The organism is Limnohabitans sp. 15K (assembly GCF_002778285.1).
GTDB lineage: Bacteria > Pseudomonadota > Gammaproteobacteria > Burkholderiales > Burkholderiaceae_C > Limnohabitans_A.
The window spans coordinates 536,832-555,611 of sequence record NZ_NESM01000001.1; the positions used below are offsets into that span (position 1 = coordinate 536,832).

Annotated in this window: 16 protein-coding genes; 14 read left to right on the forward strand and 2 right to left on the reverse strand. The window is 58.4% G+C overall.

Annotated elements, in window-relative coordinates:
• Positions 1-8: 8 nt before the first annotated feature.
• From B9Z40_RS02500 to dnaJ, 11 genes are all read left to right on the forward strand, one after another.
• Positions 9-773 (forward strand): SDR family NAD(P)-dependent oxidoreductase, encoded by a 765-nt coding sequence (locus tag B9Z40_RS02500; RefSeq protein ID WP_100171735.1) that lies wholly within the window; start codon positions 9-11, stop codon positions 771-773.
• A gap of 9 nt (positions 774-782) precedes the next feature.
• Positions 783-1,202: a thioesterase family protein gene (locus B9Z40_RS02505; protein ID WP_100171736.1), complete on the forward strand. Its 420-nt coding sequence runs from the start codon at positions 783-785 to the stop codon at positions 1,200-1,202.
• A gap of 16 nt (positions 1,203-1,218) precedes the next feature.
• Positions 1,219-1,902 (forward strand): flavin reductase family protein, encoded by a 684-nt coding sequence (locus tag B9Z40_RS02510; RefSeq protein ID WP_100171737.1) that lies wholly within the window; start codon positions 1,219-1,221, stop codon positions 1,900-1,902.
• A gap of 65 nt (positions 1,903-1,967) precedes the next feature.
• A complete protein-coding gene (locus tag B9Z40_RS02515) occupies positions 1,968-2,969 on the forward strand; it encodes a tripartite tricarboxylate transporter substrate-binding protein (RefSeq protein WP_100171738.1) in 1,002 nt (333 codons plus the stop codon).
• A 71-nt stretch (positions 2,970-3,040) separates the two neighbouring features.
• Positions 3,041-4,759 (forward strand): acyl-CoA dehydrogenase, encoded by a 1,719-nt coding sequence (locus B9Z40_RS02520; protein ID WP_100171739.1) that lies wholly within the window; start codon positions 3,041-3,043, stop codon positions 4,757-4,759.
• 146 nt (positions 4,760-4,905) lie between these two features.
• Complete coding sequence (locus tag B9Z40_RS02525) at positions 4,906-5,298, forward strand: MarR family winged helix-turn-helix transcriptional regulator (RefSeq protein ID WP_233204846.1); 393 nt, start codon at positions 4,906-4,908, stop codon at positions 5,296-5,298.
• A gap of 9 nt (positions 5,299-5,307) precedes the next feature.
• On the forward strand, positions 5,308-6,471 hold the full coding sequence (locus tag B9Z40_RS02530; protein ID WP_199172471.1) for a fumarylacetoacetate hydrolase family protein: 1,164 nt from the start codon (positions 5,308-5,310) through the stop codon (positions 6,469-6,471).
• Between the two features lie 100 nt (positions 6,472-6,571).
• Entirely contained in the window at positions 6,572-6,922 is a 351-nt protein-coding gene (locus B9Z40_RS02535; protein WP_100171741.1) for an FKBP-type peptidyl-prolyl cis-trans isomerase, read from the forward strand.
• A 177-nt stretch (positions 6,923-7,099) separates the two neighbouring features.
• Positions 7,100-7,648, forward strand: a complete 549-nt coding sequence (gene grpE, locus B9Z40_RS02540) for a nucleotide exchange factor GrpE (protein WP_100171742.1) — start codon at positions 7,100-7,102, stop codon at positions 7,646-7,648.
• Positions 7,649-7,768: 120 nt separating this feature from the next.
• Entirely contained in the window at positions 7,769-9,697 is a 1,929-nt protein-coding gene (gene dnaK / locus B9Z40_RS02545) for a molecular chaperone DnaK (RefSeq protein ID WP_100171743.1), read from the forward strand.
• 101 nt (positions 9,698-9,798) lie between these two features.
• Positions 9,799-10,941, forward strand: coding sequence for a molecular chaperone DnaJ (gene dnaJ, locus B9Z40_RS02550; RefSeq protein ID WP_100171744.1), 1,143 nt, complete (start codon positions 9,799-9,801; stop codon positions 10,939-10,941).
• Positions 10,942-11,016: 75 nt separating this feature from the next.
• On the opposite strand, the gene B9Z40_RS02555 is transcribed toward dnaJ, so the two are convergent.
• The gene (locus B9Z40_RS02555) at positions 11,017-11,481 is read right to left on the reverse strand and encodes a DUF1854 domain-containing protein (protein ID WP_100171745.1); all 465 of its coding nucleotides are present in this window, start codon (positions 11,479-11,481) and stop codon (positions 11,017-11,019) included.
• Complete coding sequence (locus B9Z40_RS02560) at positions 11,478-13,778, reverse strand: ABC transporter ATP-binding protein (RefSeq protein WP_100171746.1); 2,301 nt, start codon at positions 13,776-13,778, stop codon at positions 11,478-11,480. The genes B9Z40_RS02555 and B9Z40_RS02560 overlap by 4 nt, the downstream gene beginning before the upstream one ends.
• On the opposite strand from B9Z40_RS02560, the gene B9Z40_RS17300 reads away from it, so the two are divergent.
• The 3 genes from B9Z40_RS17300 (at position 13,676) to cphA (B9Z40_RS02570) (ending at position 18,765) form a co-directional block, all read left to right on the forward strand.
• Positions 13,676-13,891, forward strand: coding sequence for a hypothetical protein (locus B9Z40_RS17300; RefSeq protein WP_233204863.1), 216 nt, complete (start codon positions 13,676-13,678; stop codon positions 13,889-13,891). The two genes, B9Z40_RS02560 and B9Z40_RS17300, sit on opposite strands and share 103 nt — an antisense overlap.
• A 78-nt stretch (positions 13,892-13,969) precedes the next feature.
• Entirely contained in the window at positions 13,970-16,141 is a 2,172-nt protein-coding gene (cphA, locus tag B9Z40_RS02565) for a cyanophycin synthetase (protein ID WP_100171747.1), read from the forward strand.
• A gap of 47 nt (positions 16,142-16,188) precedes the next feature.
• A complete protein-coding gene (gene cphA / locus B9Z40_RS02570; protein ID WP_100171748.1) occupies positions 16,189-18,765 on the forward strand; it encodes a cyanophycin synthetase in 2,577 nt (858 codons plus the stop codon).
• Positions 18,766-18,780: the final 15 nt, after the last annotated feature.

Consider the following 18,780-nt stretch of genomic DNA (forward strand, 5'->3'; position numbering starts at 1 on the left):
GACACACCATGAACATCCAAGGACAAGCCGCATTGGTCACCGGCGGAGGCTCCGGCCTCGGTGAAGCCACCGCCCGTGAACTCGCCCGTCTGGGCGCAAAAGTCGCCGTGCTCGACCTCAACATGGAGAACGCTGAGCGCGTGGCCAAAGACATCGGTGGTGTTGCGGTGCATTGCAACGTGTCGGACCCGGACAGCATGGCACAGGCCATTGAAACTGCCGCCGCAGCCCATGGCCCAGCCCGTATCCTGATGCAGATCGCAGGCATCGGCACCGCCAAGCGCGTGGTGGGCAAAGACGGCAATGCCGCACCCTTGGAAGAGTTCGCCAAGGTGATCAACGTCAACCTGATCGGCACCTACAACGCGGCGCGCCTCTTTGCAGCCGCTTGTGCCAAGCTGGACCCGATGGAGGACAACGCCCGTGGCGTCATGGTCTTCACCGCCTCGGTCGCGGCCTTTGACGGCCAAGTGGGCCAGCAGGCCTACAGCGCCTCCAAAGCCGGCGTGGTCGGCATGACCCTGCCCATGGCCCGCGACTTGGCACAACACGGCATCCGCGTGTGCACCATCGCGCCCGGTCTGTTCTCGACGCCCTTGCTCAAGGGATTGCCCGAGCCCGTGCAGCAATCACTGGCCGCCAGCATCCCTTTCCCGGCCCGTCTGGGCAAACCCAGCGAATTTGCCGAATTGGCTTGCCACATTGTCAACAACGACCACCTGAACGGCGAAGTCATTCGCTTGGACGGCGCGCTGCGCATGGCCCCCCGTTAAGAGATCCCCATGAGCAAAACCGTTGTCTACGAAGTGCAAGTGATGTTTGGTGACTGCGATCCAGCAGGCATCGTTTTTTTCCCCAACTTCTCCAAATGGATGGACGCCTCGTCACTGAACTTCTTTGTGAAGTGTGGCGTTTTGCCTTGGCGCGAGCTGGTCAAGACGCGCGGCATCATCGGCACCCCCCTGCTGGAGATCAACACGAAATTCATCCGCCCCGCTACTTATGGCGAAACACTCCAAGTACACACCAGTGTTCAAGAGTGGCGCGACAAAGTGTTTGTGCACAAGCATGTGGTGATGCGTGGTGACACTGTGTTGTGTGAAGGCACCGAAGTGCGCGCCTTTTGCATCAAGCACCCCGAAGACCCAGACCGCATCAAGGCCATCCCGGTGCCTGAAGACATCCAAGCCTTGTGCAGCTGAAACAAGGATCTGAGCCATGTACTACGAACCCGGCGTCACACCCCACGGCTTGCCGCACGACCCGTTCAAGTCTTGCGTGATCCCACGCCCGATCGGCTGGATCTCGACCGTGGATGCACAAGGTCGCCACAACCTGGCGCCCTACAGCCAGTTCCAGAACGTGACCTTTGATCCCCCGATTATCATGTTCAGCGCCAACCAGACCACCCAGGGCGAGCGCAAGGACTCGGTGCGCAATGCCGAACAAACCGGCGAGTTCGTGTGGAACATGGCCACTTATGCCTTGCGCGATGCGGTCAACATCTCGGCCGAAGAAGTGCCCCATGGTGTGGACGAATTCGAACGTGCAGGACTCGAGAAGTTGCCCAGCCGCCTGGTCAAGCCCATGCGGGTCAAGGGCTCGCCCATCCAGTTCGAGTGTGTGTACCTGAACAGCCTGCGCTTTCCCGGCAAGCCGCCCATGGGCACCGCCGATGTGGTGTTTGGCCGCGTGGTCGCCATCCATATCGACGATGAAATCATCAATGGCCAAGGCCTGATCGATGTGCTCAAGATCCAGCCGCTCGCGCGCATGGGTTACTACGACTACACCTTTGTCGACAACCAATTCCAAATGGTCATCCCCGGTAACAGCAAAGCATTGCTCGCCGGGCTGGAAGGCTCGGCCGATAAAGCGGCCCAATCATCATCTGGCCACTGAAACGCACCCCATACCTTCACCCATTTTTTCAAACCGTTTTCAACCACACCTAAGAGGAGACAAGCATGAGCAACCGTCGTGAATTCATTCAATCCACCATCGGTGCAGCCGTTTTGGGTAGCACCGCGTTCCAGCAAGCCTGGGCACAAAGTGGCCTGCCCATCGAGCAAGTCAAAGTGCTCTATGGCTTTCCACCCGGCAGCTCGGGCGACATCTGCGCACGCCGCGTGGCCGAAAAATTTGGCGGCACCCCTTACAGCAAGAACGCGGGCATCATCGACAGCCGCCCAGGTGCGGGTGGCCAGATTGCTTTGAATCTGCTGAAAAGCGCACCGGCCGACGGCTCGGTGTTGGCCATGACCCCGTTCTCGGCCATCTCCTTGTATCCCCACATCTTTAAAAACCTGCAGTACAAGCCCTTTGAAGACTTCATTCCAGTGGGCACAGCGTCGATGATTCACCACGGTTTCGCCGTGGGCCCCATGGTGCCTGCCAGCGTCAAAAACGTGAAAGACTTCATCGTTTGGGCCAAAGCCAACCCCGCACAAGCCAGCTACGGCTCGCCCGCTGCAGGTTCTACACCACACTTCATCGGCGCTTTGCTCGGCCTGAACCAGAACTTCGAATTCAAACATGTGCCTTACCGTGGTTCGGTGCCCGGCGTAACCGATGTGGTGGGCGGGCAGATCGCCAGCATGTTCACTCCGCACGGCGACTTCATTGCCAACCACAAGGCGGGCAAGATGCGCATCATCGCCACATCCGGCAAAACCCGTTCGCCTTTTGTGCCCGATGTGGCCACTTTCGCTGAACAAGGTTTCCCAGAGTTGACCGTGGAAGAATGGTTCGGCTTTTACGCCCCGGCCAAAACCCCGGCCAACGTGGTGCAAGCGGCCAATGCGGCCATCAGCGCCGCCCTCAAAGACAAAGGCGTGCAAGACGCCTTGACCGTGGTCGGCTTGATTCCTTTTGGTGGTACCGCGGCTGACCAGCTCAAGAGCTCGCAAGTGGAACTCGAGCGCTGGGGTCCCCTGATCAAGCGCATTGGTTTCAGCGTCGATTCCTGATCTGCTGACCCGCTGATCCCCTCCGGAGCACCTGACGGTCCTCCGGATTTATTTATTGAGCCCCAAATCCCATGACCGCCTACCTCCCCCGCACCGACGACATGCAGTTTGTGTTGTCACGCGTTTTGAACGCGCCCGCCCAACTGCAAGCCTTGCCCGCCTTTGCCGAGGTGGACTCGGATTTGATGCAACAAGTGCTCGACGAAGCGGGCAAGTTTGTGGGCGAAGTGATCGCCCCACTCAACCGCGATGGCGATGAAATCGGTGCCCAATGGAGAGACGGCGCGGTCACCATGCCACCTGGCTTTAGGGATGCGTACCAGTCCTTTTGGCAATCGGGCTGGCCTGCGTTGGCCTCTGGCACCGAAGACGGGGGTCAAGGCCTACCGACCGTGCTCGAAGCCATGCTTTATGAAATGCTGTCGGCCGCCAACCACGGCTGGACCATGGCCCCCGGCCTGCTGCACGGCGCTTACGAATGCATCAAGCACCACGCCAGCGACGAACTCAAAGCGCACTATTTAGAGAAAGTGGCCACCGGCGAATGGCTGGCTACCATGTGCCTGACCGAGCCTCATGCGGGCTCCGACCTGGGCCTGGCCCGCACCAAGGCGGTTCCCCAGTCCGATGGCAATTACCTCGTCAGCGGCACCAAAATTTTCATCTCAGGTGGCGAGCACGACCTGAGCGACAACATCGTTCACCTGGTGCTGGCGCGCTTACCTGACGCGCCACCCGGCCCCAAAGGTCTGTCGCTTTTCCTGGTACCCAAGTTTTACCCCGACGGCTCGCGCAGCCGTGTGCACTGCGACCGCATCGAAGAAAAAATGGGTCTGCACGGCAGCCCCACCTGCGTGATGCGTTTTGACGAAGCAGTTTGTTCCATCGTGGGCGAGCCCGGCAAGGGCTTGGGCGCGATGTTTGTGATGATGAACGCCGCCCGCCTGCATGTCGCCCTGCAAGGCATTGGTCTCTTGGACGCCGCCTGGCAAAAAGCCGATGCGTATGCGCAAGAGCGCCGCCAAATGCGTGCACCGGGCAAAGGCAAGTCGGCAGCGGAGGCCGACTTCATCGCCGAACACCCTGCCATGCGCCGAATCCTCGACACGCAGCGTGCCTGGGTCGATGCCGGTCGCGTGCTGGCTTACCGCACCGCGCTCGAACTGGACCTGATCAAGCACAGCCAGGACGCCGACACCCAAGCCGCCGCTCAACGCTGGTGTGCGCTGGTCACGCCGGTCATGAAATCGGTGTTCACCCACCAAGCCTTCCATGGCGGCAGCGACTGCCTGCAGGTGTTTGGCGGTCATGGTTATGTCCGCGAATGGGGCATCGAGCAGATCGTGCGTGACGCCCGCGTGGCCATGATTTACGAAGGCACCAACGAAATTCAGGCGATTGATCTCTTGGTGCGCAAGGTGCTGGCCGATGGTGGCCAAAGCATGAATGCGCTGCTCGATACCGTTGCGGCTGACTTGCCACAAGCGGCCAAGACCCGCACAGCCACACAAGAACGCATCCAGACCCTGCGCACCCTCACGCAGCAAATCGTGCAGGTTGCACCCCAAGACGCGGCGCTGGCCTACCGTGTGGCCGATGACTATTTGCGCGCCGTCGCCTTGGTGTTGATGGACTGGGCGTGGTTGCGCATTGAAGCCGGCGTGGACGCCGATACGCCCCACGCCGACACCCGCTGGCTTGCCCCTGCCAATGCATTGCGCAGCTGGGTGATGCCCGAGTTTCAAATGCGCAGCGCCATCATCGTGCAGCAATGTGCAGCTGCAGTGTGAGCCAGCCCATGACCAGCGCAGCACCCCGAAAAAGTGCGAAGCCCAAGGCGATAGAAACGCCTGAAGCTGGCCGAAAGGGCGTCGTTTTGGCAAAGTCTTCTGCGGCGAAAATTGACCAAGTCGACACCACCTATTTGCAGACCTTGATGGGCTACAACGCACGTCGGGCCGCACTGAGCATCATCGAATTGTTTTTGGAAAGACTGGCACCCTACGGTCTCAAGCCCGTGGATTTTTCGGTCATGTCGACCATTCAGCACAACCCGGGTGTGACCTCAAGGCAGTTGTGCGCCACACTCAACCTGTTGCCCCCCAACTTGGTGGGACTGATTCAGTCCTTGGAATCGCGGGGGCTGATTGAACGCAAACCTCACCCGCACGATGGCCGTGCAGTCGGACTGCACGCCACGAGCAAAGGCCAGGCATTGATGGTGCAAGCGGAACAAGCCGCCACAGAGCTGGAGACAGAAAAAACCGCCAAACTCACACCCGGACAACGCAAGACCTTGCTGGAATTGCTGCAAAAAATTTACCTCTGAAATTTGCCCATGAACACATCAACCCTGCCTTCAATTCCTGACCAGGCCCTGCTGATCGGCCGCCTTTGGTTGCCCAACAAAGGCCCTGTGGTGGTGGCGATCAACGCCCAACAGGTGCTTGATTTGTCTGCCTTGGCGCAGACATGCAGTGAATTGCTGGAACAAGACCATGTGGCCGAAAACGTCCATCGCTGGATCGCTTCAGGAAAAGCTCAGCCTTTGGCCACGACGTCAGAGGCACTGGCCAACAGCGAAGAATTTGTTCGTGATGCCGCCCAGCCTTGGTTCATGGCCCCTTGCGATCTGCAAGCCGTCAAAGCCGCGGGTGTGACTTTTGTGGCCAGCATGCTGGAGCGGGTGATCGAAGAGCAAGCCCGAGGGGATGCCAGCCGCGCTGAAGCTGTGCGCGAAGCGGTGGTGGCGGTCATTGGCGACAACCTGCGCAGCATCAAGCCCGGTTCTACCGAATCGGCCCAGCTCAAAGAAGTCTTGCTGGCCCAAGGCATGTGGTCGCAATACCTCGAAGTGGGCATTGGGCCAGACGCCGAAATTTTCACCAAAGCCCAACCCATGAGTGCGGTGGGTCCGGGCGCACAAGTGGGCATCCACCCCGCCAGCCAATGGAACAACCCCGAACCCGAAATCGTGCTTGCAGCCAACTCGCGCGGCGAAGTGGTGGGTGCCACACTGGGCAATGATGTGAACTTGCGTGACTTTGAAGGCCGCAGCGCCTTGCTGCTGGGTAAAGCCAAAGACAACAACGCCAGCTGTGCCATCGGCCCCTTCATCCGCCTGTTTGACGAACAATTTGGTCTAGACGATGTGCGCCAGTGCGAACTGAGCCTCAAAGTGGAAGGCCCCGAGGGCTTTGTGATGCAAGGCAGCAGCGCCCTCGGCCAAATCAGCCGCGACCCCCTGGACCTGGTGGGCCAAGCCATGGGCAAGTACCACCAATACCCGGACGGCATGATGCTGTTTTTAGGCACCATGTTCGCCCCCACCCAAGACCGCCATGGCCCTGGACAGGGCTTCACCCATGTGGTCGGTGACCGTGTCAGCGTGTCCACACCGCTGCTCGGCACTTTGGTCAACCAAGTCACCACTTCTGACCAAGCCAAACCTTGGACTTACGGTGTAACGGCCTTGATGCGCGATTTGGCCCGGCGATCCTGAAAGCAGGGGCCAGCTCCGTCATGGGAGGCTGGCATAATTTTGGGTTTTCCACATTCCGGCGTCTTTTGGAGACTTCGGGCCATTTCTGACAGGATTTTCCATGAACACCACCCCCTCCGGCCTGCAATTCGAAGACACCGTCGTGGGCGAAGGCGCTGTGGCCACTGCTGGCCAAGACGTCACGGTCCATTACACCGGCTGGCTCTTCAAAGACGGCGAACAAGGTGCCAAATTTGACTCCAGCCGCGACCGCCGTGACCCGTTTGTCTTCGGTTTGGGCGCAGGCATGGTCATCAAAGGCTGGGACGAAGGCGTGGCCGGCATGAAGGTGGGCGGGCAACGCACACTGATCATTCCTGCCGAGTTGGGCTATGGCGCACGCGGCGCTGGTGGTGTGATTCCACCCAACGCCACTTTGAAGTTCGACGTGGAACTGCTGGAACTGAACTGATCAGATCCCCCAGCAGGGCATGGGGGTACGCCCCCTGTGCACCAGGGTCAAACCTGGCCTGTTGCCCGCCTTTCGGCGGGTTTTTTGTGGTCTGGCCTATCTGTCCGACTGCCTCTCTTGAAGTTTGAGTGTTCGCCCCTAATTAGCAGGGGTATTCATTTTTTGCGGACCTTGTTCATGTCAGAAGCCATCCCTACCCCCGACAAAACCCCTTCAAACGACGAAGCCATGGCCCAAGCGGCTGGCGCAGCGTCCACCGATCCTTTGGCAGATGCCCTGGCAGAACTGACCAATTTGAAAGCCCAAAACGCCGATTTGGCCGACCAATACCTGCGTGCCCAGGCCGATGTGCAAAACGCCCGTCGCCGTGCCGACGATGAGATTGCCAAAGCCCGCAAGTTTGCGGTCGAGGGGTTTGCCGACAGCTTGCTGCCCGTACTGGACAGCCTGGAAGCCGGTTTGGCCATCCCCAACGTCACGATTGAGCAGATCCGCGAAGGCTCTGAAGCCACTCTGCGCCAGCTCAAAAGTGCATTGGAGCGCAATAAAGTACTCGAAATCGCGCCCCCAGCTGGGACAAAATTCGACCCACACCATCACCAAGCCATCAGCGTGGTGCCTGCTGAGCAGGAAGCCAATACCGTGGTCACGGTGCTGCAAAAGGGCTATTCCATCGCTGACCGGGTGCTGCGTCCGGCTTTGGTCACCGTCACAGCCCCCAAATAACAAGCCTTTATCTGCTCTCGGGCGAGGGCATCACCATTTTTGCAGTGCGGGGACTTGAAAATTTTCGACCTCGCCCCATTTGCAAATCATCTGTATTTCTAACTTTTTCGGAGCATCCTCATGGGAAGAATCATCGGTATTGACTTGGGCACCACCAACTCGTGCGTGGCCATCATGGAAGGCAACACGACCAAAGTGATCGAGAACGCTGAAGGCGCTCGCACCACACCGTCGATCATTGCGTACCAAGAAGACGGCGAAATTCTGGTCGGCGCATCGGCCAAGCGCCAAGCGGTCACCAACCCCCGCAACACCTTGTACGCGGTCAAGCGTTTGATCGGTCGCAAGTTCGCCGAAAAAGAAGTCCAAAAAGACATCGACTTGATGCCCTACACCATTGCCAAAGCCGACAACGGCGACGCTTGGGTGGAAGTGCGCGGCAACAAGTTGGCCCCCCCTCAAATCAGCGCTGAAATTCTGCGCAAGATGAAGAAAACCGCCGAAGACTACCTCGGCGAAGAAGTGACCGAAGCCGTCATCACGGTACCTGCTTACTTCAACGATGCACAGCGTCAAGCCACCAAAGATGCAGGCCGCATCGCGGGCTTGGACGTCAAGCGCATCATCAACGAACCTACGGCTGCTGCCTTGGCTTTTGGTTTGGACAAGACCGAAAAAGGCGACCGCAAGATTGCGGTTTACGACTTGGGTGGCGGCACATTTGACGTGTCGATCATCGAAATCGCAGACGTCGACGGCGAGAAACAATTTGAAGTGTTGTCCACCAACGGCGACACTTTCTTGGGCGGCGAAGACTTCGACCAACGCATCATCGACTTCATCATCACCGAGTTCAAGAAAGAATCCGGCGTTGATTTGGCCAAAGACGTATTGGCCCTGCAGCGCCTGAAAGAAGCCGCTGAAAAAGCCAAAATCGAACTGTCCAGCTCGGCTTCGACCGACGTGAACCTGCCTTACATCACCGCTGACGCCACCGGCCCTAAGCACCTGAACGTCAAGCTGACCCGCGCCAAGCTGGAGCAGTTGGTGGAAGAGCTGATCGAGCGCACCATCGCCCCTTGCCGCATGGCCATCAAGGACGCTGGCGTTTCGGTCGGTGAGATCGACGACATCATCTTGGTGGGCGGCATGTCCCGCATGCCCAAGGTGCAAGAAAAGGTCAAAGAGTTCTTCGGCAAGGAGCCACGCAAGGACGTGAACCCTGACGAAGCCGTGGCCGTGGGTGCTGCGATTCAAGGTCAAGTCTTGTCTGGCGACCGCACCGACGTGTTGTTGCTCGACGTGACCCCCCTGTCTCTGGGCATCGAGACCATGGGCGGCGTGATGACCAAGATGATCACCAAGAACACGACCATCCCGACCAAGTTTGCGCAGACCTTCTCGACAGCCGAAGACAACCAGCCAGCTGTGACCATCAAAGTGTTCCAGGGTGAGCGCGACATCGCCAGCGGCAACAAGGCTTTGGGTGAGTTCAACCTCGAAGGCATTCCACCCGCATCGCGCGGCACGCCCCAGATCGAAGTGTCTTTTGACATCGACGCCAACGGCATCTTGCACGTCGGCGCCAAAGACAAAGGCACGGGCAAAGAAAACAAAATCACCATCAAGGCCAACTCGGGTCTGTCCGAAGCAGAAATTCAGCAAATGGTGAAAGACGCCGAGCTGAACGCCGAAGAAGACAAGAAGAAACTCGAACTGGTGCAAGCCCGCAACTCCGGTGAAGCCGCTGTGCACAGCGTCAAGAAAAGCCTGACCGAGCACGGCGACAAGATCGAAGCGGCTGAGAAAGAAGCCATCGAAGCAGCTGCCAAGGAATTGGAAGAAGTTTTGAAGGGCGAAGACAAAGACGCCATCGAAGCCAAAACCGAAGCCCTGATGACGGCCAGCCAAAAGCTGGGCGAAAAAGTCTATGCCGATATGCAAGCGCAGCAAGCTGCTGCGGGTGCAGGTGCAGCGGGTGCCGCAGAAGCCAAACCACAAGACGACAACGTCGTAGACGCTGAAGTCAAGGAAGTCAAAAAGGGCTAACCCCCTACCCTCTGCGGCTTGGCCGCAGTCCCGCCGCGACAGCTGATTCAGGCTTCTGAATCACCTGCGCGGCGTTCTTGTTCTAACGGTTGGATTGCCTCATGGCCAAACGAGATTTTTACGAAGTGCTGGGCGTTGCCAAAAACGCCTCGGACGAAGACATCAAAAAGGCTTATCGCAAGCTGGCGATGAAGTACCACCCTGACCGCAATCAGGGTGAAGACGCCAAAGCCAAAGAAGCCGAAGCCAAATTCAAAGAAGTCAAAGAAGCCTACGAAATGTTGTCGGACGCGCAAAAACGTGCGGCCTACGACCAACATGGCCACGCCGGTGTCGATCCCAACATGCGCGGTGGCGCAGAAGGCTTCGGCGGCGGTTTTGGTGACGCTTTCGGTGACATCTTTGGCGACATCTTTGGCGGCCAAGGCCGCGGTGGTCGTGGCGGTGGACGCCAGGTGTTCCGTGGCGCGGACCTCAGCTACGCGATGGAAATCACGCTCGAAGAAGCGGCCAATGGCAAAGACTCGCAACTGCGCATCCCCAGCTGGGACGCGTGCGACACCTGCAGCGGCTCGGGGGCCAAACCTGGGACCAGCGCCAAGGCCTGTGGCACCTGCAATGGCCAAGGTCAGGTGCAGATGCGCCAAGGCTTTTTCAGCGTCCAACAAACCTGCCCCACCTGCCGCGGTACAGGCAAGATCATTCCGGAGCCTTGCGGCACCTGCCAAGGACAAGGCAAGCTCAAAAAACAAAAGACGCTCGAAGTCAAAATCCCGGCCGGTATCGACGACGGCATGCGCATCCGCAGCGCGGGCAATGGTGAACCCGGCACCAATGGCGGGCCTCCAGGTGACTTGTTCATCGAGATTCGCCTCAAGAAACACTCGATTTTTGAGCGCGATGGTGATGACCTGCACTGCGCGGTACCCATCAGTTTTTCCAAAGCGGCCTTGGGCGGCGAGATCGAAGTGCCCACTTTGGGCGGCAAAGCGGCCATCGACATTCCTGAAGGTACTCAGACGGGCAAGCAGTTCCGCTTGCGCGGCAAAGGCATCAAGGGCGTGCGCGGCAGCTACCCGGGCGACCTGTATTGCCACATCACCGTCGAGACGCCTGTCAAACTCACCGAGCACCAGAAAAAATTGCTCAAGGAGTTTGAAGAGTCCCTGAGCAAAGGTGGCGGCAAGCACCAACCCAGTGGCGAGACCTGGACGGACAAGCTCAAGGGCTTCTTTGGCGCCTGAGCTGCGTGCATGAAAAAAAGGCTGTTGGACTTGGGTCCAACAGCCTTTTTGGTTGGCGCTGTTCAGCGCCACGCTTCAAAGAAAGCGGTCGAGCAGTTTGCGCGAATGCTTGTCCATAGCGGCCAAGTCACGGATCATGAACTGCACGCCGTTGGCATCGTTGATGAGCAGGACTGTGCCCGTGAGGCGGCGAATGTCTTCTTCACCTTTGAGCAAAAACTGTGTCGCGCCACGATTGGTCATGACCGACCAAGTGCTGGGGGTGGCAAAGCTGCTGACGGCCGTCAGCTGCAAGATTTCAGGCAAAAATTCCCGCTCATTGAGCGCTTGCACCACTTGGGAACGCAGTGGCTCATCCAGCTGGGCCAAGGCGTCGATCCAGTAAATCTCGTGCCCATCGGCATCCATCATCGCAATACCCTCGTTTGGGGCTGACACGGGGTAAGCCCGCAAAGCGGTCGCCGGAAAATGGCGTGTGCCATCGGGCATGACCAAACCCCAACGGCCAAAGGCGTCTCGCTGCAAATCGAACGGGTTCATGCACTCACCTTTTGTTCTTCAGAGAGGCTGCCGCCCAACACTGTGTCGGCTTCAGCTTGGCGCTGCTGTGCTTCGTACAAGCGCCAGTAAGCGCCTTGCGCTTCGATCAATGCATCGTGCGTGCCTTCCTCGACCACAAGGCCTTTGTCCATGACCACCAAGCGATCGGCTTTGCGCAGGGTGGACAAACGGTGGGCAATGGCAATCGTGGTGCGGCCACGCACCAAATTGTCCAACGCGCGTTGGATTTCTTTTTCGGTCTCGGTGTCTACCGCTGACGTGGCTTCGTCCAGAATCAATATGCGTGGATTGATGAGCAAGGCGCGGGCTATCGAAATGCGCTGGCGCTCTCCGCCCGACAGGCCCTGACCCCGCTCACCCACCAGCGAGTCATAACCCTGCGGCATGCGCAAGATGAATTCATGCGCATGCGCGGCGCGGGCGGCGGCCACGATGTCTTCGCGGGTCGCGCCAGGCTTGCCATAAGCGATGTTGTCGGCAATCGTGCCAAAGAACAGGAAAGGCTCTTGCAAGACCAAGCCAATCTGGCTGCGGTAGTCGGCGATTTTGAGCTGACGGATGTCGGTGCCATCGAGCTCAATCGCGCCTTCGGTCAGGTCGTAAAAGCGGCAGATCAGGTTGACCAAGGTGCTTTTGCCCGAACCGCTGTGGCCCACCAAGCCGATCATTTGACCCGGCTGAATGTCCAAGTTGAGCTGGCGGATCACTGCGCGGTTGCCATAGCGAAAGCCCGCATCTCGCACCGTGATTTGACCTTGCACCCTGGCAGGCAAAGCCACAGGCTTGACCGGTTCGGGCACGCTGGAGACATGGTCCAGGATGTCGAAAATGCGCTTGGCACCCGAAGCTGCTTTTTGGGTGTGCGAGACGATGCGGCTCATGGTGTCCAGACGGCCATAAAAGCGACCAATGTAGGCCAAGAAAGCGGTCAACACACCCACGGTGATTTGGTCGTCCGAGACCAACCAAATGCCAAAACCCCAGACCACCAGCAGGCCCACTTCGGTCATCAAGGTGACCGTGGGCGAGAACAAGGCCCAGACTCGGTTGAGGCGGTCGTTGACCATCAGGTTGTGGCGATTGGCGTCTTTGAAGCGCTGGGCTTCACGGTCTTCCTGCGCAAAGGCCTTGACCACACGGATACCGGGGATGGTGTCGGCCAGCACGTTGGTGACCTCGGCCCACACGCGGTCGATTTTTTCAAAACCGGTGCGCAAGCGCTCGCGCACCACATGGATCAACCAGCCAATGAAGGGGAGCGGCAGCAAGGTCACCAGCGCCAATGTGGGGTTGATGGTGAACAAGATGACCGCCGTCATCAAGATCATCAGCACATCCGTCGCAAAATCCAGCAGGTGCAGCGACAGAAAAACGTTGATGCGGTCGGTCTCGTTGCCGATGCGGGCAATCAGGTCACCGGTGCGGCGGTCGCCAAAATACTCCAAAGAGAGTTTCAGCAAATGCTCGTAAGTGCTGGTGCGCAGGTCCGCGCCAATGCGCTCGGACACCAGCGCCAAGATGTAGGTTTTGGCCCACCCCAGCCCCCAGGCCAGCAAGGCTGCGCCCAGCAAACCCAGCAGGTAAAGGGACACCAAAGATGGATCAATCGGCGCACCGTTCTGATAAGGAATCAGAATATCGTCCATCAGCGGCATGGTGAGGTAAGGGGGCACCAAGGTGGCCGCTGTAGAGGCCAAGGTCAAGACAAAACCGCCCAACAAGGAACGCTTGTAGGGTTTGGCAAAACGCCAGAGCTTGAACAAGGTCCATGTCGATGGTGGCGCCAAGTCTTCGCGACCGCAGCTGGGGCATTCGTCATCGTCCTCGCGCATGACCGCTTGGCACACCGGACAGACCGCCGCGACCAGCGTTTTGGACAAAGACCGACCATCGCCTGTGAGTTGGGCCATCTGGTTTTCGAACTGGTTGACCCAGCGGGCCACCCCCGATTGCAAACCCAGCGTGAAGCGCCATACCCCCAGCCTTCCCGCCGAATTGCTGAGCTCTAAGGTTCCCACACCCGCGTGATCACTGACTTTGACCCTGAAATCGGGTTCTAAATGCCAACTTTGCCAACTTTTTTCTGCAAGCCCGGGAGATAAAATTCGCCGATCGGTCAAAATGATGACATTTTTAGCAAAGATCAATTCGCCATCGAGGTCAACCTCGACCCATGCTGAAACGTTTTCTTCTGACAGGAGATGCGAAGAAACCTCGGCCTGCCAGGCTTGGGAAAGGGACGATCTCGGCAAGTCTGAAGAAAGTGTTGGAGTCATTTAGGGTGAACCGCAAAGAGCCCGCAACGCCGCTTCGGCGAGACGAGAAAAAACAACCATTGATTTGGCCAAAGACTGCAACAAAAATTGCCCATGTATTTTTTAAATCCTGAGCTGATCAACAACCCGTTGGCCATCGACCTCAACGGCCGGTCATTGTATCGCCCCACCCTTCTCCCCACCCTTCGCTCATGAGTGCCAAAGACATCCAATTTCTGCGCATCACCTATTTGCGAGGACCCAACATCTGGACTTACAGATCGGTGATGGAGGCCCTGATCGACATTGGCGAGCTTGAAGATTTTCCCTCCAATTTGCTGCCGGGCTTCAACGACCGACTCAAGAGCTGGTTGCCACAAATGATCGAGCACTACTGCACACCGGGCGTGTATGGTGGCTTTTTTCAGCGTTTGGACACCGGCACATGGGCCGGTCACATCCTTGAGCATGTGAGCTTGGAGCTGCAAACCCGCGCGGGCATGTCCATGGGTTTTGGCAAGGCACGCGACGCCGGCCCCCGTGGTGTTTACAAAGTGGTCATCCGCACCGACCATGAAACTGTGGGTCGCACCTCACTTGAGATGGCCCGTGAACTGATCTTGGCCGCCATCCACGACACCCCCTACGATGTGCCCGCAGCGATCGCCGAGCTGACCGACTTGGTGGACAATTTGTATGTAGGTCCCAGCACGGCGAGCATCGTTGAAGCCGCTTACGAGCGACGCATTCCCACCATCCGGTTGAATGCAGGCAATTTGGTCCAACTGGGTTATGGATCCAACCAGCGCCGCATCTGGACAGCAGAGACAGACAGCACCAGCGCCATTGCCGAAGGCATCTCCAAAGACAAGGACTTGACCAAGAATCTGCTGGCCATGTGCGGCGTGCCGGTGCCTGAAGGTCAAGTGGTGGACAGTCCTGCAGCAGCATGGACAGCCGCACAAGAAATTGGCCTGCCCGTTTGTGTCAAACCCAGCGACGGCAATCGTTCGCGAGGCGTTTCACTTGACCTGAGCACCCAAGCAGACGTGGAGTCAGCGTATGCGATTGCCTTGGAACAAGGCAGCGAAGTCATTGTTGAACGCTTTGTTTTAGGCTCCGAACACCGCCTTTTGGTCATCGGTGATCGCATGGTGGCGGCGAGCCAAGGTGAAAACGCGAGTGTCACGGGCGATGGTCAACACAGCGTTGGCGAACTGGTCGAACTGCAAATCAACGTTGACCCTCGCCGTGGCAGAGATGGGAATGTGCCGCTCGAGTTGGTCAAATTGCGAGATGGCAGCCCCGAAATGCTGGAACTGGCGCGCCAAGGGCTTTCCAAGGACAGCGTGCCCGAGAATGGCCGAAAAGTGCTGGTCAAGCGTACCGGGAACATGACCACCGACGTGACCGATGTGGTTCACCCCGATGTGGCAGCGCTGGCCGTTTTGGCTGCTCGCACCGTGGGTTTGGACATTGCAGGCGTGGATGTGGTGACCCCGGATATCCGTCAGCCCTTGGGCGCACAGGGCGTGATTGTGGAAGTCAACGCAGGTCCCAGCTTGCTGATGCATTTAAACCCTGCCCAAGGGCAAGCCCGGCCTGTTGGACAAGCGATTGCAGAACACCTGATCCCTGTCCAGGAAACCGGTCGTATCCCGGTGGTGGGCATCATGGGTGATGGCGACACCACCCGCAGCGCTAAATTGATTGCCTGGCTGCTGAACCTGAAAGGCTTGTACACCGGCTTGGCCTGCGCCGATGGCCTCTTTGTGAACCAGCGTTGCCTGCAGGTAGACAAGGCCATGGACTTCGAGCAGGCTGAGCGACTTTTGGTCAACCGATCGGTGCAGGCGGCAGTGTTTGAAAGCGATGCCCGCCATTTGCTGGCCGAAGGCTTGCCTTATGACCGCTGCCAAGTCGGTGTGGTTACCCGCATGCCCAAAGCCTCAGGTCTGGAAGACCTGTACGTCGGCAGCGACGAAAAAATGCCGGACTACGTTCGCACACAGATCGACGTGGTCTTGGCCCATGGCACGGCGGTACTGAATGCGGCGGACGATCAAGTGGCCGATCTGGCTCAGTATTGCGATGGTGACGTGATTTTTTATGCGGATGACGAACACCATCCACGCCTTGTCGCCCATCTGGCCTCGGGCTCACGCGTGGCCTTTTGGCGAGACGGACAACTGGTCTTGAGCAAAGGCCAGCGCGAATCTCTGGTTTTGTCCTCCAAACGTCCTGCCGTGGCTCGCCTGCTGCAAGACGACAAGCTGGGCACCACCGACATCTTGGTTGCCGCTTGCGTGGCATGGGCTTTGGACATCGGCACCGACTTGATCCGAGCCGGCGTCAAAAGCTTCGATCAGAACACCTCTCATTAACGCCCGACGAGCCCTCTGGCCCTCGCGCATCACAGGAATCCCGGTTCATGGAAGTGTCAAGAATTCGCGCTCTGCGCGGTCCCAATTTGTGGAGCCGTCACACGGCGATGGAAGCCATCGTGACATGCCCCGAAACCGAAAGAAGTTTGGCGCCCAACCACCCGATCGAGCAGCGATTGCGCAGCATCTTTCCCGAAGTTGGCCCCATCGAAGGTACACGTCCCGGGCAATCCCCCTCCATGGCGCATGCCCTTGAAAAAGTCACCTTGGCATTGCAGGCACATGCTGGATGCCCCGTGACCTTCAGCCGCACCACGGCCACCGAAGAACCTGGCGTTTACCAAGTGGTGGTTCAGTACACCGAAGAAGCGGTCGGTCGCATGGCGCTTGAATTGGCTGAAAAACTGTGCCAAGCGGCCATGGTTGGCCACGGCTTTGACCTTGAAAATGCCCTGGCGCAGCTGCATGAATTGGACGAAGATGTTCGCTTAGGTCCATCGACCGGGTCCATCGTTGACGCGGCAGTGGCCCGTGGCATACCGTTCCGACGCCTGACCGACGGCAGCCTGGTTCAGTTTGGATGGGGTTCTCAACAAAGGCGCATCCAAGCGGCTGAAATTGACTCCACCAGTGCCATTGCCGAATCGATTGCGCAAGACAAAGACCTGACCAAAAAATTGCTGCACGCCGCTGGTGTGCCTGTGCCTTTGGGCCGCCCGGCTCAAACGCCTGATGAAGCTTGGGCCATTGCCCTCGAAGTGGGACTGCCCGTGGTGGTCAAGCCCCAAGACGGCAACCAAGGTAAGGGCGTCACCGTCAATATCACCGAGCGAACCTCTTTTGACAACGCTTACGCCACGGCCGAACGCTACGGTACGGTGATGGTTGAAAAGTTTTTGCCAGGCAGTGATTACCGTTTGCTGGTGGTGGGCAACAAATTGATCGCTGCAGCACGCCGCGAGCCGCCATTGGTGGTGGGTGATGGCAAACACACCGTGCGCCAATTGGTCGATCTGGTCAACGCTGACCCGCGTCGCGGCACGGGGCACTCGACCTCGCTGACGAAGATCAAATTTGACGACATCGCCATTGGCCGCTTGCATGCACAAGACCTGGAGCCCGAATCGGTCCCTGTCAAAGGCCGCCGCGTCATTTTGCGCAACAACGCCAACCTCTCGACGGGTGGCAGTGCCACCGACGTGACCGACGATGTGCACCCCGAAGTCGCCGCCCGGGTCATAGAAGCCGCTCAGATGGTGGGCCTAGACATTTGCGGTGTCGACGTGGTGTGCGAATCCGTATTACGCCCGCTCGAGGAACAAAACGGCGGCATTGTCGAAGTCAATGCCGCGCCTGGTTTGCGCATGCACATCAGCCCTTCGTATGGCAAAGGCCGCGACGTGGGCAACGCGGTGATCGACCAGATGTTCCCCAACGGTGCAACAGGCCGCATTCCGGTGATTGCGGTCACCGGCACCAATGGCAAAACCACCACCGTGCGTTTGACAGCGCACTTGCTCAAAGCTCAAGGCCTGCGTGTGGGCATGACCAACACCGATGGCGTGTATGTGAATGGTCGCCAGACCGATTCGGGTGACTGCAGTGGCCCTCGCAGCGCACGCAACGTGTTGATGCACCCCGATGTGGATGCCGCCGTGTTTGAAACAGCCCGTGGCGGCCTGTTGCGAGAAGGCTTGGCTTTTGACCGCTGTAACGTGGCCATCGTCACCAACTTGGGCGGCGGCGATCACCTGGGCCTGAACTACATCACGACTCTTGAAGACCTCTCGGTCTTGAAGCGCGTGATCGTGCTCAATGTGGAACAAAACGGCATGGCCGTTCTCAATGCTGCCGATCCGGCTGTGGTGTTCATGGCACCGCATTGCCCTGGAGAAGTGACCTTTTTTGCACTTGACGTCAACCACCCTGCACTGGCCACACACCGTGCCCAAGGCAAACGGGTGGTGTTCACCGAAGACGGCCACATCGTGGCCCAAAAAGGCAAGCAAGTGTTGCGCATTCCCTTGTCGCAAGTGCCTCTTACGCGCCAAGGACAAATTGGTTTTCAGACCGAAAACGTCATGGCTGCTATTGGTGCCGCCTGGGCCGTGGGTGTTCCATGGGAAGCCATCGCCCAGGGCGTGGCCACCTTCATCAGCGATATCCAGGGTGTGCCAGGGCGCTTTAACGTGTTTGATTACCGCGGTGCCACCTTGATTGCCGATTACGGTCACAACCCCGATGCCATTGCGGCGCTGGTGCAAGCCGTGGACAACATGCCTGCTCAAAAACGCATGGTGGTCATCAGTGGTGCTGGCGACCGACGCGACCAAGACATTCGGGACCAAACCAAGATTCTGGGCCAAGCTTTCGACGAAGTGTTGCTCTACCAGGACGCCTGCCAGCGCGGACGTGAAGACGGCGAGGTCATTGCTCTGCTGCGCGAAGGTTTACAAGGTGCTGCGCGAACCACCTATGTGCAAGACATTCAGGGTGAATTCAATGCCATTGACACGGCGCTTGCGCGCCTTTCGCCAGGCGACTTGTGCCTGATTTTGATCGACCAGGTGGAGGAAGCCTTGGCCTACATCACCGAGAAAGTCAACTCCACCGCTGGCGTTTGATTTACAGCCGCTCTC